22 protein-coding genes and 1 pseudogene are annotated in these 25,273 nt (G+C 45.8%); 20 read left to right on the top strand and 3 right to left on the bottom strand.

Annotated elements, in window-relative coordinates:
* A partial coding sequence (locus ACHBIE_RS01550; RefSeq protein ID WP_394732624.1) for a helix-turn-helix domain-containing protein occupies positions 1–288 on the bottom strand: 288 nt, incomplete at its 3' end.
* A gap of 253 nt (positions 289–541) precedes the next feature.
* On the opposite strand from ACHBIE_RS01550, the gene ACHBIE_RS01555 reads away from it, so the two are divergent.
* The gene (locus ACHBIE_RS01555) at positions 542–1,294 is read left to right on the top strand and encodes a hypothetical protein (protein WP_105122320.1); all 753 of its coding nucleotides are present in this window, start codon (positions 542–544) and stop codon (positions 1,292–1,294) included.
* 775 nt (positions 1,295–2,069) lie between these two features.
* Here ACHBIE_RS01555 and ACHBIE_RS01560 read toward each other — a convergent pair.
* Positions 2,070–3,113, bottom strand: a pseudogene (locus ACHBIE_RS01560) (zinc-binding dehydrogenase).
* 156 nt (positions 3,114–3,269) lie between these two features.
* Between ACHBIE_RS01560 and tehB the strand changes: the two are divergent.
* The 7 genes from tehB (at position 3,270) to phaC (ending at position 11,800) form a co-directional block, all read left to right on the top strand.
* Complete coding sequence (gene tehB, locus ACHBIE_RS01565; RefSeq protein WP_105122321.1) at positions 3,270–4,130, top strand: SAM-dependent methyltransferase TehB; 861 nt, start codon at positions 3,270–3,272, stop codon at positions 4,128–4,130.
* Between the two features lie 92 nt (positions 4,131–4,222).
* Positions 4,223–4,969, top strand: a complete 747-nt coding sequence (locus tag ACHBIE_RS01570; protein ID WP_105122322.1) for a 1-acyl-sn-glycerol-3-phosphate acyltransferase — start codon at positions 4,223–4,225, stop codon at positions 4,967–4,969.
* Positions 4,970–5,041: 72 nt separating this feature from the next.
* Positions 5,042–5,710 carry a helix-hairpin-helix domain-containing protein gene (locus tag ACHBIE_RS01575; protein WP_105122323.1) on the top strand — a complete coding sequence of 223 codons (669 nt, stop codon included), beginning with the start codon at positions 5,042–5,044 and terminating at the stop codon, positions 5,708–5,710.
* The gene (locus tag ACHBIE_RS01580) at positions 5,697–7,928 is read left to right on the top strand and encodes a DNA internalization-related competence protein ComEC/Rec2 (protein WP_394732553.1); all 2,232 of its coding nucleotides are present in this window, start codon (positions 5,697–5,699) and stop codon (positions 7,926–7,928) included. The genes ACHBIE_RS01575 and ACHBIE_RS01580 overlap by 14 nt, the downstream gene beginning before the upstream one ends.
* Positions 7,929–8,033: 105 nt before the next feature.
* Positions 8,034–8,990, top strand: coding sequence for a DNA/RNA non-specific endonuclease (locus ACHBIE_RS01585; protein ID WP_172067374.1), 957 nt, complete (start codon positions 8,034–8,036; stop codon positions 8,988–8,990).
* A gap of 433 nt (positions 8,991–9,423) precedes the next feature.
* Positions 9,424–10,710 carry a poly(R)-hydroxyalkanoic acid synthase subunit PhaE gene (locus tag ACHBIE_RS01590; RefSeq protein ID WP_394732554.1) on the top strand — a complete coding sequence of 429 codons (1,287 nt, stop codon included), beginning with the start codon at positions 9,424–9,426 and terminating at the stop codon, positions 10,708–10,710.
* Between the two features lie 19 nt (positions 10,711–10,729).
* Entirely contained in the window at positions 10,730–11,800 is a 1,071-nt protein-coding gene (gene phaC / locus ACHBIE_RS01595) for a class III poly(R)-hydroxyalkanoic acid synthase subunit PhaC (protein WP_394732555.1), read from the top strand.
* Positions 11,801–11,865: 65 nt separating this feature from the next.
* On the opposite strand, the gene ACHBIE_RS01600 is transcribed toward phaC, so the two are convergent.
* Complete coding sequence (locus ACHBIE_RS01600) at positions 11,866–12,756, bottom strand: alpha/beta fold hydrolase (protein WP_394732557.1); 891 nt, start codon at positions 12,754–12,756, stop codon at positions 11,866–11,868.
* Positions 12,757–12,949: 193 nt separating this feature from the next.
* Here ACHBIE_RS01600 and ACHBIE_RS01605 point away from each other — a divergent pair, with 193 nt between their 5' ends.
* From ACHBIE_RS01605 to ACHBIE_RS01660, 12 genes are all read left to right on the top strand, one after another.
* Positions 12,950–13,351, top strand: a complete 402-nt coding sequence (locus tag ACHBIE_RS01605) for a MaoC family dehydratase (RefSeq protein ID WP_394732558.1) — start codon at positions 12,950–12,952, stop codon at positions 13,349–13,351.
* Positions 13,352–13,477: 126 nt separating this feature from the next.
* Positions 13,478–14,407, top strand: a complete 930-nt coding sequence (locus ACHBIE_RS01610; RefSeq protein WP_105110508.1) for a nitronate monooxygenase — start codon at positions 13,478–13,480, stop codon at positions 14,405–14,407.
* A gap of 281 nt (positions 14,408–14,688) precedes the next feature.
* Positions 14,689–15,894 (top strand): acyl-CoA dehydrogenase family protein, encoded by a 1,206-nt coding sequence (locus ACHBIE_RS01615; protein WP_105122330.1) that lies wholly within the window; start codon positions 14,689–14,691, stop codon positions 15,892–15,894.
* A 184-nt stretch (positions 15,895–16,078) separates the two neighbouring features.
* Positions 16,079–16,927: a 3-hydroxybutyryl-CoA dehydrogenase gene (locus ACHBIE_RS01620; protein ID WP_167785918.1), complete on the top strand. Its 849-nt coding sequence runs from the start codon at positions 16,079–16,081 to the stop codon at positions 16,925–16,927.
* A gap of 14 nt (positions 16,928–16,941) precedes the next feature.
* Positions 16,942–18,120, top strand: a complete 1,179-nt coding sequence (locus ACHBIE_RS01625; RefSeq protein WP_174852519.1) for an acetyl-CoA C-acetyltransferase — start codon at positions 16,942–16,944, stop codon at positions 18,118–18,120.
* Between the two features lie 168 nt (positions 18,121–18,288).
* A complete protein-coding gene (locus ACHBIE_RS01630) occupies positions 18,289–19,485 on the top strand; it encodes an MFS transporter (RefSeq protein ID WP_172010144.1) in 1,197 nt (398 codons plus the stop codon).
* Positions 19,486–19,728: 243 nt separating this feature from the next.
* A complete protein-coding gene (locus ACHBIE_RS01635; RefSeq protein ID WP_170242631.1) occupies positions 19,729–20,508 on the top strand; it encodes an enoyl-CoA hydratase-related protein in 780 nt (259 codons plus the stop codon).
* Between the two features lie 23 nt (positions 20,509–20,531).
* Positions 20,532–21,254, top strand: coding sequence for a CoA transferase subunit A (locus tag ACHBIE_RS01640; protein WP_105110502.1), 723 nt, complete (start codon positions 20,532–20,534; stop codon positions 21,252–21,254).
* Positions 21,255–21,258: 4 nt separating this feature from the next.
* A complete protein-coding gene (locus ACHBIE_RS01645) occupies positions 21,259–21,912 on the top strand; it encodes a 3-oxoacid CoA-transferase subunit B (protein ID WP_105138173.1) in 654 nt (217 codons plus the stop codon).
* Positions 21,913–22,273: 361 nt separating this feature from the next.
* Positions 22,274–23,176, top strand: a complete 903-nt coding sequence (locus ACHBIE_RS01650) for a LysR substrate-binding domain-containing protein (protein ID WP_172095588.1) — start codon at positions 22,274–22,276, stop codon at positions 23,174–23,176.
* Between the two features lie 12 nt (positions 23,177–23,188).
* Positions 23,189–24,298 (top strand): acyl-CoA dehydrogenase family protein, encoded by a 1,110-nt coding sequence (locus ACHBIE_RS01655; protein ID WP_394732560.1) that lies wholly within the window; start codon positions 23,189–23,191, stop codon positions 24,296–24,298.
* A 31-nt stretch (positions 24,299–24,329) separates the two neighbouring features.
* Positions 24,330–25,259 carry an MBL fold metallo-hydrolase gene (locus ACHBIE_RS01660; protein ID WP_394732561.1) on the top strand — a complete coding sequence of 310 codons (930 nt, stop codon included), beginning with the start codon at positions 24,330–24,332 and terminating at the stop codon, positions 25,257–25,259.
* Positions 25,260–25,273: the final 14 nt, after the last annotated feature.

Below are 25,273 nucleotides of genomic sequence, written 5' to 3' on the forward strand. Positions count from 1 at the left end.
GCAATCATTCAACTTGAGATAAGAACACTTTCGGCGATTGGTCTCATATACACGTTGTCCACTATCAGCGAAATAGGTGCTGAAATAAGTTCGTTTCCCATTTTTATCCTGTACCTGATCTACTGAACCACGTTTGATTTCTCGACAGATTGTAGACCGGTGACGACCCAGAAGCCGAGCGATTTCAATTGGTTTCTTTCCCATTTTAAGATAAGCTGCAATTTCACCACGTTCTGTGGCTGAGAGATGAGAATAGGATGAGTTTCTGGTAGAATGAGTGTTGGACATGTTCATCTGCTTTCTATACTGAGTTGGGGAATTCTAGTATATCAGACGAACATGTCTTTTTTGTTGCACTTCATTTTACAACGCGGGGTTGTTTACTTATTTGTTTTGTGTTATAATTAATGTGTAATTTTGGTATTTACTATTTGAAAAAGCTAAGAATAAAAACTTTTATTTAATAGTTTGGGATTGGAAAAGTATTTAATGATAATGTGATACCCTGTTTGTACTGTCTGCAAAAATTGGAGGAATACTGATGAAGAAAATATTTATTTCAATATTTCTAACATGCATGTTGACGATGCTCGGAGCATGTGTTTCAAATTCTGATTCAGATTACTATTATATTGATAGATTCTTTATAGAAGGCGATGAAACAAAATTACGATCTAGTGTAGATCAAATGTCTAAAGACATGTATAACTGGTATGAGAGCATTGAAGGCAAGGATGGAGTTTACATTTTAAACTCTGTTCATTATTCAACCAAGCTAATGAGAGAATGGCGTGATAGTCATTATAATATATATGCACCTGATATGGATTTATGGTATTTTACGGTATCACCAAATTATCTCATAGATACTGGGTTAGATCTACCTGAAAAACTGATAGATCAAGCAAAAAATGGAACTAGATTGTATTTACTGCCGGATATTTATAGTGAAGAAGATAAGAATAAGATAAAAAGTTTTCTTACCACTGATGCATTAAATGGATTAGATGGAAATAATTTATTAGAAACAAGGTTTCAAAATGAACGAACAATTGTGTTTGAAACTTATCATTATGATGGTGGATTAGATTCGCTGACTCAAGGAGAAATAAAAAATCCAATAATATATGTTGCAACCACACAAAACATGAAATTTATTGAGTCTGAAAGTCTTATTGCAACGGGGATAGAAGATGGGTATATCAAATTAACAGAAGAAGCTTACACGAAATATGTTAGAAAACAATTCCCAGAGAATTTGAAGAAAAATCAAGTTACGTTTATTAAACACTAAGTCTTAAGAATAAATTTGTCAATAAGAACCACTGGTGAAAGAAACAAAACAACATTCACAACCTATTTTACAATTGATACGCAGTCAAGATAGTTGTCTTGTTATTTATTGCCTAGTTCATTGCAAATGAAACTATTCGACATGTCGTTTCTAGCAGATATTAGCTACCAATTTTTTCATAGCAACTACTTTAATTATTTTGCAGACAATGCTTTGAATGATTATTGTTATTTAGTTGAATTTAATTAATTTAATCAACTCAGTGAATATTAGGATTTGAAATATATAATAAAATAAAAGTAATTAATTTGTGAATCAACTGGATGCTCTATTGAAACAGGAATTCTGTTGTACATTATCGTTGCTCTGGTCATTGGCGCCAATATCTTGCAGTTTTCTACCATAATCAGTTTTCTAACACATTTTGCTAGTCGTATTACTTCAGGTTTCGTCACAATGCCCGTTAGAAAAACTATATCCCAAAACCAGATCCAAAACTGAATCTAAGAGATTTTTCAAAATACAAACCTTGTCAGAAATGACGTTGTTTTGAATGGATAATAATGAGATTGAGTGGATTGATACAATCAGAGTGATAATCTGATATGTAGACTGCTTACACTTTTCTAGTAGTTGAAATGCCCTAATGATGTATAAACAAACCCTCACCACGATTTTTAGGTAGGTGAGGGATTTTACTTTTCTGTGTAATAAGTGATTCAAACTTGGAGATTATTACTAGATACTCTTGAATTTTTTAACCATGTTTGGCACCTTAATCCACCGTAATCATAGCTTTAATCGTTTTACGGTTGGCCATGTCTTTGTAGGCTTGGTCGATATTGTCTAGGCTGTAAGTTTGGGTGAAAACGCGACCGGGATTGATCTGTCCTTTGAGAACAGCATCAAGCAAAATTTCCTTATCATAGGTTGTGACAGAAGCCGAGCCACCACCGATAATGATATTTTGAGCAAAAGTTGAGCCGAGGGCGTGGTTGTTGTAATGAGGCACACCTACAAAACCGATACGACCACCATTGTGAAGCACACCGAGGGCTTGGTCAATAGAAGCTTCTGTACCAACACATTCGAGGGCAGCATCAGCGCCACCTCCAAGAATTTCACGGACTTTGGCAATTCCTTCCTCGCCACGTTCTGCTACGATGGCAGTAGCCCCTGATTCCAAAGCCATTTGCTAGCGGTCTGCATGGCGGCTCATCATGACGATCTGAGAAGCTCCGCGCATTTTTGCAGCAATGACGGCACATTGACCCACTGCACCATCACCGATGACAACAACCTTGTCACCAGGTTTGACATCTGCTACGCGAGCCGCATGGTAACCTGTTGGCATGACATCTGCTAAGGTTAAGAGGGATTTAATCATCCCTTCTGAATAATCGCTCGGCTGACCAGGAATTTTGACCAAGGCCCAATTGCCGTAGTGGAAACGAATGTATTGAGACTGGTAGTTGTTGCCCCAGTTGGTGTAGCCTGGATGGTTGTCACAAGTACCATCAAAGCCAGCACGACAGGCATCACAGTGTCCGCAACCATGTGTAAATGGAACAATCACAAAGTCACCAGGAACAAGTGTTGTAATGTCTTCGCCTACCTCTTCAACGATACCGATGGCTTCATGACCAGAGTTTGTGTCACCGTGGTCATGGTGAATGTCTTCTCCGTAGCCCCAAAGGTCCGACCCACAAACACAGGCCCGAACGACCTTGATAATGACATCATCTTTGGCTTGAAGGCTAGGTTTTTCGATTTCTGCAACGGTCATCTTACCGGCTTTTTCATAAATAGCTGCTTTCATATTTATTATACACCTATATTTACAAGTAAATATCCTTTCTGATTGATATAAAATATTATACACCTTGGAGTTCACTCCAAGTCAAGTAAAAAATCAGTTTGAATTCCAATTTTCTTTGTGATAGACTAGAACTACTATTGACAAAAAGGAGAAATAATGACAGTTTTAGTTCCTTACAAACGGATGCCTATTTGGAATCAGGATACGGTTCCCCAGCATTTTTTGACCAAGCACAATACCAAGGTAGGTACTTGGGGCAAAATCAAGGTTTTGAAAGGGCAACTCAAATTTGAGCTGATTTCAGATCTTAATGAAATTTTGGGAGAATTTGTCTATGGTCCGACAGATGAGATTCCTTTTGTTGAGCCACAGGCTTGGCATCGGGTGACCTTGTTGACAGAGGATACGGAGTTTTTCTTGGAATTTTTCTGTCAGCCAGAAGACTATTTTGCTAAAAAGTACGACTACACGCGGACGCATTCGGAGGTCTTGGAGGCCTTACATACTATCAAACCTTGTAAGGTCTTGGACTTGGGCTGCGGTCATGGTCGTAACAGTCTTTACTTGGCCCAGCAGGGTTTTGAGGTGACGGCAGTTGATAAGCATGTGCCGAGCCTTCAGACACTCTTGCAGGTCAAGGAAGCGGAGGATTTGGATTTACAGGCTGGGACCTATGACATCAACTCAGCCAGTCTGGAGCAGGACTACGACTGGATAATCTCAACTGTGGTCTTCATGTTTTTGGAGTATGACCGTGTACCCGCCATTATCCAAAATATGCAGGAACGAACAAGACCTGGTGGTTACAACTTGATTGTAGCAGCCATGGATACGGAAGATGCACCTTGTCCTATGAATTTCTCCTTTACCTTTGGTTCAGGTGAATTGAAGGAATACTACCGTGACTGGGACTTGGTTAAGTACAATGAAGACTTTGGTCAACTTCATAAGCGTGATGAAAATGGTAACTTCCTCAAAATGCGGTTTGCGACCATGTTGGCAAGAAAAAAGTCGTGATATCATATTTTGATTAGAACCAAGTTTACCAGAGAAAAGGCAACACCATTTTTCAAACTATGCTATAATAGAAGGGATAAAAAGGAGAATCTATGTTTTACGCTTATTTACGAACATTACTATCATTTTTACTCTGGGCTGTCAATGGCAATATTCACTACCATGATAAGGAAAATATCCTGCCCAAGGAAGAGAATTATATTCTGATTGCTCCTCACAAGACCTTCTGGGACCCTGTTTTCATGGGCTATGCGGCGGCACCAAAGCAATTTATCTTTATGGCCAAAAAGGAACTCTTCAAGGACCGTGGCTTTGGTTGGTGGATTCGCAAGTGTGGTGCCTTTCCTATTGACCGTGAAAATCCTGGTATGGCAGCCATCAAGTATCCAGTTAACATGTTGAAAAAAAGCGACCGCTCCCTGGTCATGTTCCCGTCTGGCAGCCGACATTCATCTGAGCTCAAGGGAGGGGTGGCTGTGATTGCCAAGTCTGCCAAGGTCAAGCTCATGCCTGCGACCTATGTCGGTCCTCTGACCCTCAAGGGCTTGTTGGCTGGTGAGCGGATTGATGTGGCTTTTGGCAATCCAATTGATATTTTAGACATCAAGCGCATGGACGATGCAGGAACAGCAGAAGTGACCCGTCGTATCGAGGTAGAATTCAAACGCTTGGACGACTACGCTGGCTCCTTCCAAACCAAGAAAAAACCAAATGTCTTGACCTATATCTACCGTATTCCGATACTTTTGCTGGTGGCCTTGATTTTGGGACTGACCTATGTATTTAGCTACCTGGCTAGTTTCGTCTGGAATCCATCGGTTGAATTGGACAAGAAATAAGGAGATAAAAAACTCGCAAATTTTGTGAGTTTTTTCTGTTCTTTTACGCACTTACTAGTTGGAGGTAGTAAAATGAACAATATCCATTCTTATATCGAAATATTGAAAAACTATAAGTGGCAGATTGGTCTGCCGGCTGCGGCAGGGGTCATTCTGACCAGCTTTCTGCTCTTTAGCCAACCTGCCAAATCCGTTGACCAAACACGTCTAGCTGACTTAACCAGGACAGAGCAGACAAGCTCTGCATCATCTGAGGACCAAACGAAAACAGCGTCTAGCTCGACTGAAGTGAGCAGCCAGTTGGTGGTCGATGTCAAGGGAGCGGTGAAAAAGCCGGGACTCTATACCCTTGAACATGGCAGCCGGGTCAACGATGCCCTGCTGGCTGCGGGTGGATTTTCCCAGGAGGCAGATCAGAAGTCAGTCAATCTGGCTCAGAAGCTGAGCGACGAAGCGGTGGTCTATGTGGCTAGTAAAGGTGAAAATATCTCGGTGGTGGCAAGCAGCAATTACAGCTCTGCTATGTCCCAAAACCAAGACGACAAGCAAGGTCTAGTTAATCTCAATACGGCGACCGAGGCGGAACTGCAGACCATTTCAGGCGTAGGGGCCAAGCGGGCGGCGGACATTATCGCCTATCGGGAGGCCAATGGTGGCTTCAAGAGCGTCGACGACCTCAATAATGTGTCGGGTATCGGCGACAAGACCCTGGAGAACATCCGGCCTTATGTCACGGTTTAAGCTCCCCTGCCAGCCTATCCACCTGGCCTTTTTAGTCGTCTCCCTATATTTTGTGGTTCATCGCTTTTCGCTTTTGGCAATAGGCCTGCTCAGTTTTCTCTTGGTGGTCTTCTGCTTGCAGCAGGGGCAGAAGGCTTTAGTCAGACTGCTGGCGCTTTTAGGCCTATGTAGTCTCTTCTTCGGATTTCAGTTGTATCAATGGACCAGGGTAGACCAGTCAGCCCCTGAGCAAGTGACGACCCTACTGGTCATTCCAGATACCATTGACATCAACGGAGACAGCCTGTCCTTTCGCGGTCGGGCTGACGGGCGAGTTTACCAAGCCTTCTACAAATTGACCAGCCAAGAGGAGCAGGAAGCTTTTCAAAATCTGTCGGACCTGGTTGAGCTGACGGTAGAGGCTGAGGTGAGCCGGCCAGCCGGTCAGCGTAATTTCAATGGTTTTGATTATGCTGCCTATTTGCGGACCCAGGGCATTTATCGGACGGTCAAGGTTGCGGCTATTCATAAGGTTGACAAGGTTGTGAGCTGGCATCCTCTGGACTGGCTATCTAGCCTGCGCAGAAAGGCTCTGGTCTATGTGAAAACCAATTTCCCTGCTCCCATGAGCCATTATATGACGGGGCTTTTGTTTGGGGAGTTGGATAGCGATTTTGACCAGATGAGTGAGCTCTATTCCAGTCTAGGCATTATCCACCTCTTTGCCCTGTCTGGTATGCAGGTTGGCTTTTTTGTGGACAAGTTTCGTTGGATTCTCCTGCGGCTGGGTCTGACCAAGGAGACGGTGGACAAGGTTCAAATTCCCTTTTCACTTGTTTATGCTGGTCTGACAGGCTGGTCGGTTTCTGTCGTCCGGTCTTTAGTACAGAAAATTCTGGGCAATCTGGGGTTGCGGAGGTTGGATAACTTTGCGGTGACGGTCTTTGTTTGCCTGCTCATTATGCCACGCTTTTTGCTGACAGCAGGCGGTGTCCTGACCTTTACCTACGCTTTCTTGCTGACAGTTTTTGACTTCGAGGACTTGGGCTGGTTTAAGAAAATTGCGGTGGAGAGTTTGGCTATTTCGGCTGGGATTTTACCTATTCTAATCGGCTATTTTTATTCTTTCCAGCCCCTGTCCATTCTGCTGACCTTTGCTTTTTCCTTTGTATTCGATGTCTTGCTCCTACCAGGTCTGTCCTTGATTTTCCTGCTGTCACCCTTGGTCAAAATTACTTGGGTCAATGGATTTTTTGTCCTCTTGGAGAAAATCATTGTCTGGGTGGCGGATTTGGGGTTGCGTCCGTGGATTTTTGGCAAGCCATCACCTCTGGTCTTGCTGGTTTTGCTGGTCGGTCTTTTCTTGCTCTATGATTTTCACAGGCGGAAAAAATGGCTGATTGGTCTCAGCATGGTCCTCGCTCTGCTATTTTTCATGACAAAACATCCCCTGGAAAACGAGGTGACCATGGTGGACGTGGGGCAGGGAGATAGCCTTTTCCTGCGGGATTGGCGGGGGCGGACGGTGCTCATTGATGTGGGTGGGCGCGTGGATTTTGCAGCCAAGGAGGCCTGGCAGGAGCGGTCGCGCAAGGCCAATGCAGAGCAGACCTTGATTCCTTACCTTCATAGTCGAGGTGTGGGCAGGATTGACAGTTTGGTCTTGACCCATACCGATGCAGACCATGTGGGCGACCTCTTGGCTGTAGCCAAGGCTGTGGAGATTGGAACTATCTATGTGTCGCCGGGAAGTGTGACCGATGCGGACTTTGTGGAGAAGTTGAGGGCGGTCAATGCGCCTGTCAGAGTGGTGCAGGTTGGAGATAGATTGCCGATTTTTGATTCTCATCTGGAGGTGCTTTATCCCAAGCTCGTAGGTGACGGTGGCAATGATGATTCTATCGTGCTTTACGGCAGGCTCTTGCAGGCCAATTTCCTCTTTACGGGGGATTTGGAGCAGAGTGAGCTGGAGCTGGTGGAGACCTATCCCACTCTGCCGGTCGATGTCTTAAAAGCGGGGCATCATGGGTCCAAAGGCTCCTCTTATCCTGAATTTTTGGACCATATCAAGGCCAAGATTGCCCTGGTATCGGCTGGGGAAAATAACCGCTACAAGCACCCTCATCAAGAAACCTTGGAGCGATTTGCACATGAAGATATGCACATTTATCGGACGGACCAGCAGGGAGCAGTGCGGTTTAGAGGTTTGAGGCAGTGGCGGATTGAAACGGTGAAATAAGATGGGCTAAGCAGGCCAAGATGTTTCAGTTTTGTCGTGAATATGAAGCGGTTTCATGATATACTAATGATAGACAGATTTCGTTTATCCTAAGGAGTAGTATGTATGAAACGGCGTATTTTTCGGCTCATCCTTGGCATTCTGACGGTGATTTTATTTTTCGGCAATGGGCCTGTGACCCTGGCCAATCAAGTGGACTACCAGGGCTTGCAATTACTGCCTTTTACAGGTCAGAAGCAGTTAGTTCTTGGAGAATTTGACCATCTCAGACGTGCGACATTTGCCCATATTCAATTGCAGGATAAGGATGAACCCAAGAAGCAGAGGGAGCCTCGGATAAAATACAATCCTGTAGGCTGGCACAATTACAAACTGACCTATAACAAGGATGGGAAGAAGGCCTATCTCTTCAATCGTGGTCACTTAATCGGCTACCAGTTTAGCGGCTTGACCGACCAGGGTGAAAATTTGGTCCCCCTGACTGCCTGGACCAATAGTGGTCATTACAAAGGGACCAAGGACACCAACATTGAAGGCATGCTTTTTTATGAAAATCGGCTGGATTCTTGGCTGGCAACCCATCCTAATTATTGGTTGGATTATCGGGTGACTCCGATTTATAGAGGTGATGAATTGCTGCCACGCCAGATTGAGCTCCAATACGTAGGCATAGATCAGGCTGGGAATCTACTGGAGATTCGGCTGGGTAGTGAAAAAGAGCTAGTCGATGCCTATGGCATTACGCGGGTCATTTTGGAGAATTATTCTAAGAATGCGGAGATTGACTACTTGACGGGGACAGCCAAGCCTAGTCTGGTACCAACTGAAACGACAAGTAGCTCGACGACAGCATCTGCATCCAGCCAGCAAGCGACTAATCCAAGCACGGAAGCAAGTCAGGAATTGGCTCCGGTCGTCTATATTGCCCGTAATGGAAAGGCGGATGTTTATTGGTATTCCAAGGATAATATGCCTAAGAATACCAATTGGTCAAAAGTGATTAGCATGTCGGAGCAAGAAGCTAAGGACCTTGGCAAGCGACATACGAGTAAGGAAGAATGATAACGAATGACAGCAGGCTTGTTGATGATGAGCCTGCTTTTTGTTTGCTTAAACCCAGCAAAATTCAATCTAACCATTCTGAAAGAGGGGGAGACCTCTAGAGAAAATCTTTGGAAATCTCTAGAGGCGAACAGACATCCTAGCTAGGTTTTAACAAAAAACAATCTTAAATATGTTTTTGTCGATTAAGAAAACGAACCGATATCTACACTTTTTGAATTTGACTGAGTATCAAAAGCTAACTGTGAGCGCCGTATTATTTTTATGTATTAGTTGGCCTACTAGTTGCTATAAAAAACTCTAAGTTGCATTTAGAGTATGACAGCTTGAAATTGAAAACTCTCTATAATAAGATAAGAATTGTAGGTAGACTGTCCCACTTGTCTAACCTGACGGTCCAGGAATTGACCGAATTCTTATAAGGAGGAATCTTATGTCCCAATACGATATGATCAATCAGTGGTTTGAGGCTCAAAAGAAAATGGCTGAGCAGTGGCAAAGTCTGATACCAAAACAGGCTGAAGATGGCCCAAAAGGTATGGCAGATATTTTGACCGCCCAGCAGCAATTCTTCACTGACTATCTCAAATCTTTGAATCCGACCAATGGATTTACCATGCCCTTCCAAACTGGGATGACCAATCCTGCCCTGGATTCTTGGAACAAACTTCAGTCTAGCTGGACAGAACAGATGCAAAAGGCCTATCAAGAAGGACCTCTGGGCAACTACATTTCCCAATTTCCAGATATGAATACCTATTTGGAATTTTACCGCAACCAGTTCAATCCATCCCGTCTCTATGATGCCCTTGATTCGGATTCTTATGCAACCTTGGTCAAGATGATGGATGCCAACAAGCATTTTGTTAGTTTTTATCGCTATTTTGACAACCTTCGTGACCTCTATTCCAAGCCATTTGAAGAAGATGGCAAGGAATGGGTCAACAAGTGGATGTCAGATGGTCAGCAATTTTATGATGATTTTGTCCAACCCTATATTCCTGCCCAGCTGCGCTCAATCCTAGAAGCGCCTTATCAGCTGACCGGCGCGCTCAAGGATAACTGGTCTCAATTCTTGGGGCCGTGGGCTGAATCCTTCTTTGACCTCAGTCGTCTCTATGTCGAGGGTGCCAACGGAGATCCAGACAAGCTGGCTGGTTTCTTTGACCAGTGGAAGAGCCAGTATGAGCAGACAGTAGCGCCGCTCTTGCGCATTCCAGGCATGGGCAACAACACGGAGAAGATTGAAGCTCAGAACGCCTTCATTGACAATAGTATTCAGTTAATCCTAACAAGTGTAGAGTTCCAGCAAAAACTAACCCAAGTAACCAAAAATCGGGCCAAGACCTTGATGGAAGAATTTGTAGACCTAGTTAAAAAAGGGGAGCAGCCCCAGACCTACAAGGAATTTTATCATCATTGGTCTAATGAAGTAGAAAAAACCTTACAAGAATATTTCTACTCAGATGAATTTTCTCAACTCTTGGCCAAATTTGGCACCGCCAATGCGCAGTTTGTCATTGCCCGCAATAAACTCTTGGAATTAGTCCTTAAAGGCCTGCCGATTGTCCTAGAAAGTGATGCGCGCAGCCTGTATAAAAAGGTTCAAGAGTTGAAACGCGAAGTGACCAAGCTCAAGCGCGAACTCAAGGACATCAAGCAAGGCGCAGAGGCCAAGCCTGCTAAGACCAAGCCCAGCAAGAAAGCTGACAGCAAATAAGTAAGAAGGGAGATGGCCTATGTTTGAGGAATTATTTACCATACCGAAGAAAAATATCCAGGATGCCCTGGAATCCCAACAACGCTTGATTAAGGGCATTGAAACCTTGACCAAGCTGGAACGACCAAAAGGTGGCGTATCGGAAAAAGAAGTTATCTACGCAGAGGATAAGTTGGTCCTCTATCATTTCAAACCAAAAGTAAAACGACCGCTCAAGACGCCGACCCTGATTTCTTATGCCCTGGTCAATAAATACTACATGCTAGACCTGCAGGAGGGCAATAGCTTTGTGGAAGATATGCTCAATGCGGGGGCGGATCTCTATGTCATCGACTGGGGTTATCCGACCAAGGATGACATGTATATCACCATGGAAGACTATATCCAGGGCTATATGCGCAACTGTGTGGAGGCTGTTTTGGACCATTCTGGTGCCGATAAAATCAACTTTTTCGGTATTTGCCAGGGAGCCAATTTTGCGACTATCTTTACAGCCCTCAATCCTGACTTGGTCAAGAATCTGGTGACTGTTGTGGCGCCGATTGATTTCTCTCCGTGTGATAAGTTGCTCTTCCAATGGGGCAAATATATGGATGCAGACAGTATGGTCGAAGCCTATGGCAACCTGTCTGGAGAAGTCATGAACAACGGTTTCTTGCTCTTATCGCCTATCAAATTAACCACCAATAAATATTTGGATTTGATTGATAAATTGGACAATGAAAAAGCCATGACCAATTTCTTGGCCCTGGAAAGCTGGATTTTTGACAGCCCTGCCCAGGCTGGAGCGACCATTCGTCAGTTTACCAATGACATGTACCATGATAATAAGCTGGTCAAGGGCGAGCTCAAAATCGGTGATGAAACGGTCAATCTCAAGAATATCAAGCAGCCATTGCTCAATATCATTGCCAATCGGGATGACCAAGTGCCAACTCTGGCTTCTGAACCATTACCGAAATTAGTTGGCTCAAACGATACGGAGACTGTCTATTATGATTCCGGCCATATCGGCCTCTTTGTCAGCAAGCGGTCCCGCCAACAAGTAATACCAAAACTCATGGATTTCTATAAAACCCATGATGAGTAAAAAGGGCTGGGCTTAAGCCCAGCTCCTTGTCTATAATGGGGAAAGTTATCAATGTGGCCTGTTCGCTAGAGGAGATGTTTTCTTAGAATGTCTGCTAGCTGATTAGGTTGGTCTGTCTGGATAGAGTGACCAGCATCCATGACATAGAGCTGGGCCTGTTGCTTCAAGGTCTGATAGGTCAGAAGAGCAGAGTCCATGCGAACAACCTTGTCCTTGTCCCCGTGGATAATGATGACCGGACAGGTGACATCTTGAATCCGGTTGGTTCCGGCGACCAGGCCGTTTGTCCGATTGGTCATATTGAAGGTGAAGAGGTTGATAAAGATGTCAGAGTAGTTTTGCTGCTGGCACATGGCATCCATATAGGCCTGGTAATCCTGCTCAGAAATCGGGTAGAGTTGGTAGAGGGGGTCCATTATTTTCTTGAGGATACGCTGGTCACGGTTTTGTAAGGCCAACTCGACCTTCTGCAGGACGGGATTCCACTTGGCCATGGCACGATTGGTCTGGATGAGGAGCGGCAGCAGGCCTAATTGAGGTCGATTGATACCGCTAGGAGACAGGTAGCCCTGTATGCCGATGGAGGCGAGGAGAAATACCTGCTCAACGGCTTGTGGTTTTAGCGCAGCCATTTCCAAGGCAACCCCACCGCCTGTGGACCAACCAAGGATAGCATAGCTAGGGATTGCCAGCACATCCATGAGCTCCACCAAGTCCAGAGCCAATTCCTGCAGGGAATGGACAGGCTGCTGGTAGCTGGAATGCCCGAAGCCACGCATGTCTGGAAGAATTAGCTGAAAGTCTCCTTCCAGAGCCTCTGCCAGCTGGTAGAAATGAACCGACGAACTCAGGTTGCCATGCAGGAGAATCAAGGCTGGGCCAGTAGTGCCAGTTCTTGAATAGGCTAGGCGCTCTCCATTGTGTAGTGTATGGTAGTGGATAGGATATGATTTCATATAATAACCCTTTCTTTGACCCCATTATAGTAAAAAATAATAAAAAATCAACTAAAACTCTTCGAAAATCAAAACCATCCCTTGTCAAGAGCCTTTCAGCCTGTCGCCTTGAAATAAGTTAGTGATAGAGTTCTGCTGGTGGCTAGATTGATTTTCATTGAGGATAAATAAAATGACGAAAAGGAGTAGTACAATGACAAAAGTATTTGAAATTGGGCAGACGGGTCAGTTTGCTAAGACCATTACAGAGACAGATGTGATCCTTTTTGCAGGGATTTCAGGTGATTTGAATCCTGCCCATGTCAACGAAGTTGAGGCTTCACAGGGCATGTTCAAGAAGCGGATTGCCCACGGCATGTTGGGTGCTTCCTTGATTTCAACCGTCTTGGGCATGTATCTGCCTGGTCCTGGCACCATCTATCTGGGGCAGGAGTTGAAATTCCTCAAACCCGTTGGAATCGGGGATACCTTGACTGCGACTGCAACCATTACAGCCATTGATGACAAGGGCTGGTTGACCTTGGAGACTATCGTGATCAATCAGGATGGTGTCAAGGTCATAGCTGGTCAGGCCAATGTTATCCCGCCAAAATAGGCTAGTCCAGACACATTACAATTTGTTATGGTTGACATAAGATTTTGTAATAGAAGAAGGATTGAAAAGGGTTTCAATATTTGGTATGATTGTGACAAAGATAACGAAATAGGAGGAATATGCAAGATGAATCGTGTTACAGAATTGTTGGGTATCCAGTATCCCGTTTTCCAAGGAGCCATGGCTCAGATTTCTCGTCACCAATTGGTCAGTGCTGTCTCAAATGCTGGCGGTCTGGGTATTCTTGCTTCAGGCGGCATGACGGCAGATGAGGTCCGAGAGGAAATTCGGAAGACCAAGGCCCTGACGGATAAGCCGTTTGCGGTCAATCTGATGTTGATGATGGACAATGTGGCAGAGATTGTGGAAGTCCTGATTGAAGAAGGGGTTAAGGTTGTGACCACAGGTGCAGGTACGCCGAAACCCTATATGCCTCGTCTCAAGGAAGCTGGTATCAAGGTGGTCCCAGTTATTCCAAGTGTCAAGCTGGCCCTCAAAATGCAGGAATTGGGCTGCGATGCTGTAGTGGCTGAAGGGATGGAAGCTGGTGGTCACATCGGCGAAACGGCCTCCATGCCCCTGACGAGACAGGTGGCTGCTGCTCTAGATATTCCTGTGATTTGTGCAGGTGGTGTGGCAGATGGCCATGGTGTGGTCGCTGCCTTTGCCTTGGGAGCAGAAGGGGTGCAGATGGGGACCGTATTCCTCGCGGCAGAAGAATGCCCGATACCAGATAGCTACAAGCAGGCTGTGCTGGATGCGGTAGACACCTCAACTGTCGTGACTGGTCGCAAATTTAAGGCGCCGGTGCGCTGTATCCGCAATGCTATGACAGACAAATATCTGGAAATCGAGGCCCAGGCTACTTCCCGTCATGATCTGGAAGAAATCACCATGGGGGCTCTTGCCAAGGCGGTCAAGGATGGAGATGCTGAAAACGGCTCTCTCATGGCTGGACAAATTGCTGGTCTGGTCAATGACATCAAGCCTGCCAAGGCCATTATCGAGACAATCTTTACAGAAGCAGAGCATGTCTTGAAGAAACTCCACCTCTAATTTTTAATACACTACCAATTTCCTCTTTGGCAGGCTGGATTCAGAATCCGGTCTGCTTTTTTCTTCACAAACTTTCTGTTCTTCCTATTTTTATACTTTCCAAAGTTAGGAATGGTAAGGATTCTTGTGTTTTCCTACTTTGTGAAATTCTATAATCTTCACTTATAGTCGTATTAATTTTTATTAAGTAGATTTTTATGTAATTTCGTTATATTATAATGTTGTCAACAAAATGTAAACGCTTTACAAAAAGCAAAAAATACAAAAAGGAGTCTATTACCATGTCAGTTAAAGAATTAGCTAGAGAGTTGTACCCAGAAGATTTGTTCGGTTATGCCGAAAAATTGACGGAGGGTGAACTGAAAGTCTTGAAACACTTGCGCCAAGAATTAGAAGCACGTGTTCGTCCAGTCTTGATTGACAGCTATGAAAAAGCCCTGCTTCCACGTGAAGAAATCCTGGGAGCATTTGCAGCAGCCAAAATTATGACTCACCCAGATTTGTTCGTTGGTCGCGAAGGATCTTGGAAGGCTGGTGAGCTTTACAACGCCTTCCTCTACCTGGAAATGGCTCGCTTCGATCCGTCTGTTGCAACCTTCTACACAGTGCATGGCGGACTTGGTTACAATACGATTCTCATTGGTGGTAGCCAGGAGCAGATTGAGCGCTTTGGTACACCAGTTCGTAATTTTGAAGCACAGACCTGTTTCGGTTTGACAGAGCCTGACCATGGTTCTGACATTGCAGGTGGTCTTGCAACAACAGCTGAGCGCAAGGGTGATGTCTGGGTATTGAACGGCGAAAAACGCTGGATTGGTGGTGCTAAGACAGCAGACTTTATTCCAATCTTTGCCCGCGATGTGGAAACCAAGAAAATCAAATGTTTCATGGTGAAACAAGGTAGCCCAGGTCTTTCTGTGGAAAACGTGGAGCACAAGATTTCCCTCCGTATCGTAAACAATGGTCACATTACACTCAAAGATGTGGAAGTTCCTGAAGCAGACCGTCTTGTCAATATCAACGGCTATGGTGATGTAGCGAAAATCTTCGTTCGCACACGCGCAGACGTTGCTTACATTGCCATGGGTACAGCGGCTGGTGCCTTCAATGCAGCCCTTCGCTTGACCACAACTCGTGAACAATTCGGCCGCAAACTCGGTGGCTTCCAATTGGTACAGGAAAAATTGGCTCGTATGCAGGCAAATGTGCAGGCAGCCATTGCTTACTCCGCACGCATTGCCGAAATCCAAGAATCTGGCACAGAAGAAATGCTCAACTCTTCACTGGCTAAGCTCCACAACTCTCTCCGCATGAGAGAAACAGTAGCCCTGGCTCGTGAAGTCTGCGGCGGTAACGGTATTACCTACGAAACAGAAGTTGCTCGCTTCTTCACAGATGCGGAAGCTATTTACACCTATGAAGGAACACACGAAATCAATGCCATGATTGTGGCGCGTGAATTGACTGGAATCGGTGCCTTCGTCTAAAACTCACTGAAAATCCATCTCTCGGCTCAAGGCGACAGGCCGCAAACCTCCACTGGAGATTTTCGCTGGTCAAGGCTTTTGAAAAGAGAAATGATTTTCTAAGAGTAAGCAATTCATCCGGGAGTGGGGAATCTCCTGCTCCCAGGATATTGGCTCTAGGGCGAAAGGAAAGGAAAAAAGTATAATGGAAATTAAAAATGTTATGGTCATTGGGTCTGGTCAAATGGGCAGCGGGATTGCTCAAGTTTTTGCCCAATCAGGCTTCACTGTCTATCTCAATGATATTAAATTAGAATTTGTTGAACGTGGTCTAGCAGGTATTAAGAAACAATTTGATCGTGCTGTTGGTAAAGAAAAAATGACTCAGGAAGAAGCAGACGCAGCCTATGCACGATTGATCCCGTCGACAGATTACCAGGATGCCAAACATGTGCAATTGGTGGTGGAAGCAGCGACTGAAAACCGCGATATCAAGCTGAGCATCTTTAAACAATTAAACGAGATTACAGCTCCAGAAACCATCCTGGCATCCAATACCTCCTCCCTGTCTGTGACCGATATCGCTGCCGCTTCAGGTCGTCCGGACAAGGTGCTAGGTATGCACTTCTTTAACCCAGCTCCTCTTATGAAATTGGTCGAAGTTATTCGTGCCATTCAAACCTCTCCAGAAACAGCTGCTGCGGTAGAAGAAGTCACTGCAAAAATCAATAAAACAGCAGTGCGCGTGGCGGATTCCTATGGCTTTGTGGTCAACCGTATCCTGATTCCAATGATCAACGAAGCAATCTTTGTCTTGGAAGAAGGCGTTGCCAGTGCAGAAGAAATTGACACAGCCATGAAACTGGGTGCCAACCATCCGATTGGACCGCTTGCCTTGGCAGATTTGATTGGTCTGGATGTGGTGCTGGCTATCATGAATGTTCTGAATACCGGCTTTGCCGATCCAAAATACCGTCCAGCTCCACTTCTTAAAAAAATGGTGGAATCTGGTAAACTTGGTCGTAAGACTGGTCAAGGATTCTTTACGTATTAGGAAGGGAGAAAAAAATGAGAGAAGCAGTAATTGTAGCAGCTGTTCGAACACCAATTGGCAGTTACGGTGGAAGTTTAAAAGATATATCTGCTGTTGATTTGGGAGTAACTGCTGTCAAAGGCGCACTCGAAAAAATTAACCTTGATCCTACTTTGGTGGATGAAGTGATTTTTGGTAATGTACTTGGTGCAGGTCTTGGACAAAACGTCGCACGTCAAGTTAGTATCAAATCTGGCTTGCCTGTAACGACTCCTTCCTTCACCATTAATAAGGTCTGCGGTTCTGGTCTGAAAACCATCAGCCTAGCAGCTCAAGCTATCCTTTTGGGAGATGCAGATGTTGTCATTGCAGGTGGTACGGAAAATATGAGCCAGGCGCCGTATGTTATTCAAAATCAGCGCTGGGGTTCCCGCATGGGTGATAGCAAAGTGATTGATACCATGCTAAAAGATGGACTTACGGATGCCTTCGAGCCAATCCATATGGGGATTACTGCGGAGAATGTCGCAGACAAGTACAATATTACCCGTGAAGATCAGGATAGCTTTGCGGTTCGTTCCCAGGAAAAGGCTGTCGCTGCTATCAAGGCAGGTAAATTCAAAGACGAAATCGTACCAGTCCTGATTCCGCAACGCAAGGGCGATCCACTCGTCTTTGACACAGACGAATATCCACGTGAAAATGCCAGCATGGAAGGCATGGCTAAATTGCGCCCAGCATTCAAGAATGACGGTACTGTTACTGCCGGAAATGCCTCTGGTATCAATGACGGAGCAGCGGCTATCATTATGATGAGCAGTGAAAAAGCTGCACAATTGGGTCTGCCAGTCCTTGCTACTATTAAATCTTATGCAAGTGCAGGTCTAGATCCAACTATTATGGGTTGCGGTCCTATCTACGCATCCCGTAAGGCCCTGGATAAGGCAGGCTTGTCTGTCAGTGACCTAGATTTGGTTGAAGCCAACGAAGCCTTTGCGTCCCAAGCTTGCGCAGTCAATCGTGAACTAGGACTCAATCCAGATATTGTCAATGTAAACGGTGGTGCCATTGCCCTCGGTCACCCAATCGGAGCGTCAGGCGCCCGTATCTTTGTCACACTTCTACATGAAATGCAAAAACGTGATGCCAAATGCGGTTTAGCAACTCTTTGTATCGGTGGTGGTATGGGGATAGCCGTTATCGTGAGCAGATAGTACTCTTCGAAAATTAAACGCAGACGTTGTTGACTCGACTTGATGGTGAAAAGCTCTGGGGGAGCTTTTCAGCCTGTCGCCATAAAACCATAAGCGACAGAGTTCTCCGCGTCTTCCTGATTTTCATTGAGTAACTTTCACCATTTGTAGATTATGTGAGGAAAGATTATGAAAAAAACACCAAATCGTTGGGTCATTTTGGCGGCGGCCATCTTGACCAACCTCTCCTTGGGAGCGGGCTATGCCTGGTCCGTTTTCCAAAAAGCTCTCTTGGAAGCCAATGCCGACCAAGGATGGGTACAGGCTCAGACCTCACTGGCCTTTAGTATCTCCTTTGCCATGGTTCCGGTCGGAATGATTATTTTCGGCCCCAAGGTTGATGCCCTCGGTCCTAAGAAATTTGTATTCTTAGGTGGTATCCTCTTTGGTCTAGGCATGTTTGCCACAGGCTTTGCAACCAGCTTGTCGATTCTCTATCTGACCTACGGTGTCATCCTGGGTCTAGGTATCGGGTCTGCCTACGGTGCAGCCACTTCGGTCGCTTCCAAATGGTTCCCTGATAAAAAAGGTCTGGCTGGTGGTTTGACAGCGGCAGGCTTTGGTCTTGGTCCCCTGATTATCGGGCCAGTTGCTAAAGGCATGATTGGCGCCATGGGTGTTTACCGGACCTTCAATGTACTGGGTATTGCCCTCTTGGTGGTCATCTGTGCGTCTTCCCTGGTCATGGAAAAGGCTCCAGCAGCTGCTCCGACACCAGGTGCTGCAGCTCCGACTGGTAAGACCCATAAGGAAATGTTGCGTGAAGGCAATTTCTGGCTACTCTGGTTGATTTACATCCTCGGTGCGACCGGTGGTATGATGATTATCGGTGGTGCCGCATCCATCTCTGACCAATACAAGCTGGTCAGTGAAGCGACATTCTTTGTCATGCTGGTTTCCATCGCCAATACCTTTGGCCGGATTTTCTGGGGAGCCGTGTCTGATAAAATTGGTCGCTACCCGACCGTTGTTGCCATGTTTGCCGCAGTAGCAGGAGGGCTCTTCCTGACAGCGACCTTTAAAGGTGAAGGCAGTGTCCTGGCTATCATCGGTGTCATGCTGGTTGCCCTGTCCTTCGGTGGTTTCCTCGGTTCCTTCCCAGGTATCACGGCTGATAACTGGGGTGTGGCCAATGTAGGTACCAACTACGGCTGGATGTTTACGGCTTACGGTGTGGCTGCTATTGCAGGACCACAGCTGGGTGCTCGTCTGGCTCAAGCCAACAATGGAGACTACTCTATGGCCTTCTATATCGTCATCGGCATGGCCGTGGTCGGAATCTTGCTCCAGCTTTACTACATTGCTAAATCTAAAAAAGCTTCCTAACCTCTAGTGCCCGGAGAAATCTGGGTGCTTTTTTACTTTTTGATGGTTGAACAACCTCAATAAATAAGTTAGTTTTCGCACAATTTCTATAAGCCCAACTAATACGACTATTAAAATTTCTTAAGTAGACGAATATGTAAATAGTTGATAAACTAATAATGTAAGCGTTTTACATTTTGTCAATAGATTGGTTACATTGTTGACCCTAGGTGACCAATCACATCACACATTAGGAGAATGTTTATGAACAAAACTGTATTGTTGGACGTCAAAGATGGCATCGGTTATATCACCATCAATCGTCCAGAAGCATTGAATGCCCTCAGCTCACAAGTCTTGAAAGACTTGAATGAAGTATTGGATGTAGTGGAAACCAGTACAGAAATTGGTGTAGTCATCGTTACAGGTGCAGGTGAGAAATCATTTGTAGCCGGCGCAGACATCAAGGAAATGGATAAGATGACGCCGACACAAGCCTTCGAATACATGACCTATGCCAATGACACCTTCTCCAGACTAGAACACCTCCGCCAGCCATCTATCGCAGCCGTGAACGGCTATGCCCTGGGCGGTGGAATGGAATTGGCTCTCTCAACCGATATCCGTTTGGGCCATGAAAAAGTTCTTTTGGGCTTCCCTGAAGTGACACTTGGAATTATACCAGGATTTGCAGGAACCCAACGGATGCCACGCCTCATCGGCATCAGCAAGGCCAAGGAACTCATTTTCACGGCTCGAAATGTAAAAGGACCAGAAGCAGTCGAACTCGGCATACTCAATCGCCTGGTCCCAGCAGAGGAATTGATGCAGGAAGCTGAAAATCTAGCAAAATCTATTTTGAAGAATGCTCCGTTGGCTGTCGAAAAAGCCAAACATGTCATCAGCGTGGGAACAGAATTACCACTGCAAAGTGCCATCCGCTTGGAAACAGAAGCAGAAGCACTCCTCTTCTCAACAGAGGATAAAAAAGAAGGCATGGGCGCTTTTGTTGAAAAACGAAAAGCAGTCTTTACACGGAAATAAGTAGCTTTGACGAGGAGAAAAAAATGGCAAAAATTGTAACGCTCAAAGAAGCAGTATCGCTGGTACAACCGGGACACATCGTGGGAATCTCAGGCTTCCTCGGTGTCGGTGAACCCTTTGAATTGATTGATGGCTTGGTGGAACAAGGCACAAAAAACCTGACTCTGACATCTGTCGTAACCTCCCATCCTGGTAAGGAAGTCGGAGTAGGTCGCCTCTGCGAAAACCACCAAGTATCCAAATACATAGCAGCCCACGTCGGAACCTCACCAGGTGCCCAAAAAGCCTACTTCAGCGGTGAGATGGAAGTTGAATTCACACCGATGGGCACAGTGGTTGAACGCCTCCACGCTGCTGGTGCAGGTCTAGGTGCCGTATTGACACCGACAGGCGTTGGAACTATCCTAGAAGAAAAACAAGAAAAAGTTGTCCGCAACGGCCGTGAGTACCTAGTCTATGATCCATTGAAAATTGACGTAGCCTTAATCAAGGCCAGCAAGGCAGACAAGTACGGAAACCTTTACATCGAAGGAACCACTAAAAACATTTCATTGCAACTGGCCCTGGCTGCCGACACAGTCATCGTTGAGACCAATGAAGTGGTAGAAATCGGAGAAATCAAGCCGGATGATGTCTATATTCCTGGTATTTTAGTAGATTATGTCGTCCAAGGTTTGACAGCACAAGAACACCATGAAATGATGGGTGCTCTCTGGACAGAAACGAAGAAACTAGCAGGGGTGTAAAAATATGAAAGCAAAAGAAGTTATTGCACGTCGTGTCGCTTTAGAATTCCATGACGGAGACGTTGTCAACCTGGGATTCGGTATTCCAAACGCATCTGCTGACTATATCCCAGCTGGAGTGAGCGTTATCCTCCAAGCTGAAAATGGAGCCCTTCGTTTCGGTGAAACCCCAGGCAAGGATAACTACCATCCAAATATTGCCAACTCAGGTGGTGCTCCCATCACCCTTATGCCAGGAGCTTCAACCTTTGATATCCAAACATCCTTTGCCATCATCCGTGGTGGTCACGTGGATGCGACTGTGCTTGGAGCCCTCGAAGTTAGCCAGGACGCCAGCATTGCCAACTGGATTATTCCAGGAAAATTCGCGCCAGGCATGGGCGGCGCCATGGACCTCTTGGTTGGTGCCAAGCGCGTGATTGTGGCCCTGCAACATGTCGATAAAAACGGTGAATCCAAGGTCCTCAAAGAATGCACCTTGCCACTGTCTGCCAAAGGAGTGGTATCCATGGTCATCACCGAATTAGCCGTATTTGAATTCCAAGATGGCAAATACCTGCTCAAGGAAGTAGCTCCTGGAGTGACGGTAGAAGAAGTCCTAGAAAAAACAGCAGGTGACGTGGTCGTTGCTGACAATGTCATCACCATGCCAATCTAGGAAAGCATTTCCGCAAACCTGACTTTACTAGCTACACTTACTAGCAACAAGACAATGGGACAGTTCTTGAGGTCGGTTTGATAGATGTTAAGTACAAGAAATATCCCAGTAGTCAATTTGCTGGGATTTATTTGTGAAATTCGAGCAGATTTATTTAAAAGTATTCAGCAATATGATATAATAAATCGAGGAATTTATCGTTGTCTACTAAAAACAAATTGAAACTTTAGTTGCCAGATTTTTAGGGCAAAACGATAAACAAAACATGAAAAAACATCACCTAGCTACCAGTTCAGATAGGTGAGACAAGATTATATGAAAAACGCTTGTCCAAAAGGACAAAGGAGGATATGCTATGGGAATGGATATTGTTCAAATGGGGTATTTTATCAATATTGTTGAGAACAACTGTAATCTATCCCTAGCCGCCAAGAAGATTCATATCAGCCAGTCAGCTCTCAGCCAGTTCATCACCCAGTTTGAGACCAATGAAGGGCTCCAGCTCTTCCATCGTAAAAATGGTCGCCTGGAAAAACTGACCGAGGCAGGTGAGCGTGTCTACCACTTTGCCACCGAAATTGTCGAGAAATATGAAGACATGCAAAGAATGATTCAGACCGAGTCTACCAAGCAGAAGGGCACCATCCGTCTGGGTATTCCGTCTTTGATATTGCGGGTCTATTTTGCCAATATCCTGCCGGACTTCCTGCTCAAACACCCAAATATTGATATCCAGATTACCGAAGGAGGAGGAGTGGACCTTAACCGTATGTTCCTGGCTGAGGACCTCAACTTTGTCGTGGTCATTGAGCCGACCTCCTTGGATAGCCAAAAATACGAGCAGCACATCATCCAGATGGACGAATACGTGGCTTTTATGGACAAGAATCATCCCTTGGCTAGCAAGGACCTGCTAGAGTGGAAGGACATTGAACCCTATCAAGTCGCCACCTTTAACAAGTCCTACACCACCTACCACCTCCTCAAGGACAAGTTCAAAAAAGAAAAAATCAAGCCTAAGCTCAGCTTCCTAGCCTACTCTTGGGACTACCTAATCGAAGCCACATCTGGCAATAATATCATCACCCTCCTGCCCCGGCCAATCGAAGATTTGGTGGACAAGGACAAGCACACCATGGTCCGCTTCAGAGACTTTTTGCCTTTTAATATCTGGTTCTGCCGACCGTACAAATCCAAGACCAATGAAATCGAGTCCTTTGTCTACGAAGAATTCCTGAAATTATACTACACGCCTGTCGAATAAAGTAGGTGAATCATGCAATACGACCAAGAAAAGTTAGACCAGATTAGCGACTATATCCAGGCTGAGATAGTTGGCCAAGCAGCACACTATGATGAGCATAAGCTCTTTCCGCTCCTCTTTATCAATCGGCTGGTCACAGACCACAAGATTTTCCACCTGCTCCACCAAACTGTGGACAGAGACAGCGGGCTCAGGACCTTTCTAGAGGTCATTCGCCTCCTGTCCATCGAGTTTTCCTCCTTGGCGGCCATCCTCATGACCCAGGCCTTCTTTGCCATCTGGCTCTTGGAGCATTTTGGCAGTCCTGAGCAGAAGGAGCGCTATCTGGATGATTTGCTCAACTTCAAAAAAATTGGTGCCTTTGCCTTTTCCGAGGAAGATATCAATCTGGACAAGCAATTTCCCGAAACCATGGCCAGACAGACCGACAAGGGCTGGATTATCAACGGTCGCAAGCAGATGGTTTCCAATGCTCCTATGGCAGATGTCCTCTTTGTCCTCTGCCAGACCGTGGACCATTACGGCAAGAAGGACATGGCTATCTTTGTCCTCGACAGCAAGACTCCCGGTGTCCAGGTCGGTCCCACCATTGACAAGGTCGGTGTCCGCTCTATGCCGCTGGCACCTATTAGTTTTGAAAATGTCCAGCTGACCAACGACCAGCTGTTGGGCCACCAGATTGCCGGCAAGCAACAGTACACCCAGTCTATGATTAAGATGCGGCTGGCTATCAGTGCTCAATCCCTGGGCATTGCAGAAGGTGCCTTCAAGAAAGGTCTGGCCTATTCACAGATTCGCCGGGGCTTTGGCAAGCGTCCTATCGACGTATCTATCAATCAACTCCGCATCGTCGACCTGAAAACGGCCCTGGTTGCCTGCGAAGCCTATTACCATGACTACCTGCGGACCGATATGTCAGACGAACGGGAGGTCTCCATGCTGAAAATCATTACCTCCAGACTGGCCTCAACCATTTCTGAGGAAGTAGTTCGTATAACTGGAGCTTATAGCTTCATTGGAAACGATGATATCGAGCGTTATGTTCACGATGCAAATATTACCAAGGAATACGGCGGAAAAACAGATCGACTCAAGAAAAAAATTGCAGAAATGTGGCTGTAAAACTCATGTGAAATGAGGAGAATATGAAAATATGAAACTACAAAACTACCAATTCGGCCAGATGACCCTGACCTGGCTGAGAGGGGCAGACAAGTACACGGATGCAGGAACCATCTTCGGACCTGTGCCCAAGGCTGTCTGGTCCCGTTATTACCCGACCAATGAACAGGGGCTTATCCATGACCTGACAGACCCCATCCTCATCAGCTATCAGGGCAAGCATTACCTGATCGACACCAGTCTGGGAACGGAAAAGCTCAGTGACAAACTCCGGAGAAATCTCGGCGTCATCTCAGAAAACCGTGTCTTAGAAAGCCTGGACCAGCTGGGCCTCAGCCCTGAGGATATCGATGTGGTCCTCATGACCCACATGCACAATGACCATGCCGGTGGCCTGACCAGGCTAGTCGATGGCGAGCTGGTTCCCACCTTCCCAAATGCCACCATCTACATCAATGACATCGAGTGGGAAGAAGTGCGCTATCCCAATCCCCGTACCAGGGCTACCTACCTACCTGAAAACTGGCAGGCTATCCAAGACCAGGTCCAGACCTTTGGCTCAGAGCTCAAGCTGGTCGACGGCATTGAGATGCACCACACAGGCGGTCACAGCCGTGGCCACAGCATCATCCTGCTCAAGCAAGATGGGGAGACCCTGATACACATGGCCGACACACTCCTGACACATGCCCACTTTAATCCCCTCTGGGTGGCAGCAGTAGACGACTACCCCATGGACAGCATCAAGGCCAAGGAAAAGTGGATCAAGCAAGCCTACAGTCAAGGCTATACCTTCCTCTTTTACCACGACCCTTACTATGCCCTGCTCAAGTTTAACCAGGATGGTAGCCAAGTGGTCTCCTGCTTGGAAAGACTGCGCCCACCAGTCCTGCCCTTTACGGACAAGGAGGACAAGCGCCTGGTCGTAGCGGAGGAAATCAAGCTACCGATAACATACTAATACAGATAGATATA

The sequence above is a fragment of the Streptococcus sp. A23 genome (assembly GCF_043674155.1).
Classification (GTDB): Bacteria; Bacillota; Bacilli; order Lactobacillales; family Streptococcaceae; genus Streptococcus; species Streptococcus suis_V.

Coding starts and splice junctions, on each gene's coding strand:
- tehB (WP_105122321.1), top strand. CDS start 3,270: ATGACAGTTTTAGTTCCTTACAAACGGATGCCTATTTGGAATCAGGAT.
- ACHBIE_RS01600 (WP_394732557.1), bottom strand. CDS start 12,756: ATGAAATCATATCCTATCCACTACCATACACTACACAATGGAGAGCGC.
- ACHBIE_RS01580 (WP_394732553.1), top strand. CDS start 5,697: ATGTCACGGTTTAAGCTCCCCTGCCAGCCTATCCACCTGGCCTTTTTA.
- ACHBIE_RS01555 (WP_105122320.1), top strand. CDS start 542: ATGAAGAAAATATTTATTTCAATATTTCTAACATGCATGTTGACGATG.
- ACHBIE_RS01640 (WP_105110502.1), top strand. CDS start 20,532: ATGGCAAAAATTGTAACGCTCAAAGAAGCAGTATCGCTGGTACAACCG.
- ACHBIE_RS01575 (WP_105122323.1), top strand. CDS start 5,042: ATGAACAATATCCATTCTTATATCGAAATATTGAAAAACTATAAGTGG.
- ACHBIE_RS01585 (WP_172067374.1), top strand. CDS start 8,034: ATGAAACGGCGTATTTTTCGGCTCATCCTTGGCATTCTGACGGTGATT.
- ACHBIE_RS01625 (WP_174852519.1), top strand. CDS start 16,942: ATGAGAGAAGCAGTAATTGTAGCAGCTGTTCGAACACCAATTGGCAGT.
- ACHBIE_RS01650 (WP_172095588.1), top strand. CDS start 22,274: ATGGATATTGTTCAAATGGGGTATTTTATCAATATTGTTGAGAACAAC.
- ACHBIE_RS01615 (WP_105122330.1), top strand. CDS start 14,689: ATGTCAGTTAAAGAATTAGCTAGAGAGTTGTACCCAGAAGATTTGTTC.
- ACHBIE_RS01635 (WP_170242631.1), top strand. CDS start 19,729: ATGAACAAAACTGTATTGTTGGACGTCAAAGATGGCATCGGTTATATC.
- ACHBIE_RS01630 (WP_172010144.1), top strand. CDS start 18,289: ATGAAAAAAACACCAAATCGTTGGGTCATTTTGGCGGCGGCCATCTTG.
- ACHBIE_RS01655 (WP_394732560.1), top strand. CDS start 23,189: ATGCAATACGACCAAGAAAAGTTAGACCAGATTAGCGACTATATCCAG.
- ACHBIE_RS01620 (WP_167785918.1), top strand. CDS start 16,079: ATGGAAATTAAAAATGTTATGGTCATTGGGTCTGGTCAAATGGGCAGC.
- ACHBIE_RS01660 (WP_394732561.1), top strand. CDS start 24,330: ATGAAACTACAAAACTACCAATTCGGCCAGATGACCCTGACCTGGCTG.
- ACHBIE_RS01590 (WP_394732554.1), top strand. CDS start 9,424: ATGTCCCAATACGATATGATCAATCAGTGGTTTGAGGCTCAAAAGAAA.
- ACHBIE_RS01610 (WP_105110508.1), top strand. CDS start 13,478: ATGAATCGTGTTACAGAATTGTTGGGTATCCAGTATCCCGTTTTCCAA.
- ACHBIE_RS01605 (WP_394732558.1), top strand. CDS start 12,950: ATGACAAAAGTATTTGAAATTGGGCAGACGGGTCAGTTTGCTAAGACC.
- phaC (WP_394732555.1), top strand. CDS start 10,730: ATGTTTGAGGAATTATTTACCATACCGAAGAAAAATATCCAGGATGCC.
- ACHBIE_RS01645 (WP_105138173.1), top strand. CDS start 21,259: ATGAAAGCAAAAGAAGTTATTGCACGTCGTGTCGCTTTAGAATTCCAT.
- ACHBIE_RS01570 (WP_105122322.1), top strand. CDS start 4,223: ATGTTTTACGCTTATTTACGAACATTACTATCATTTTTACTCTGGGCT.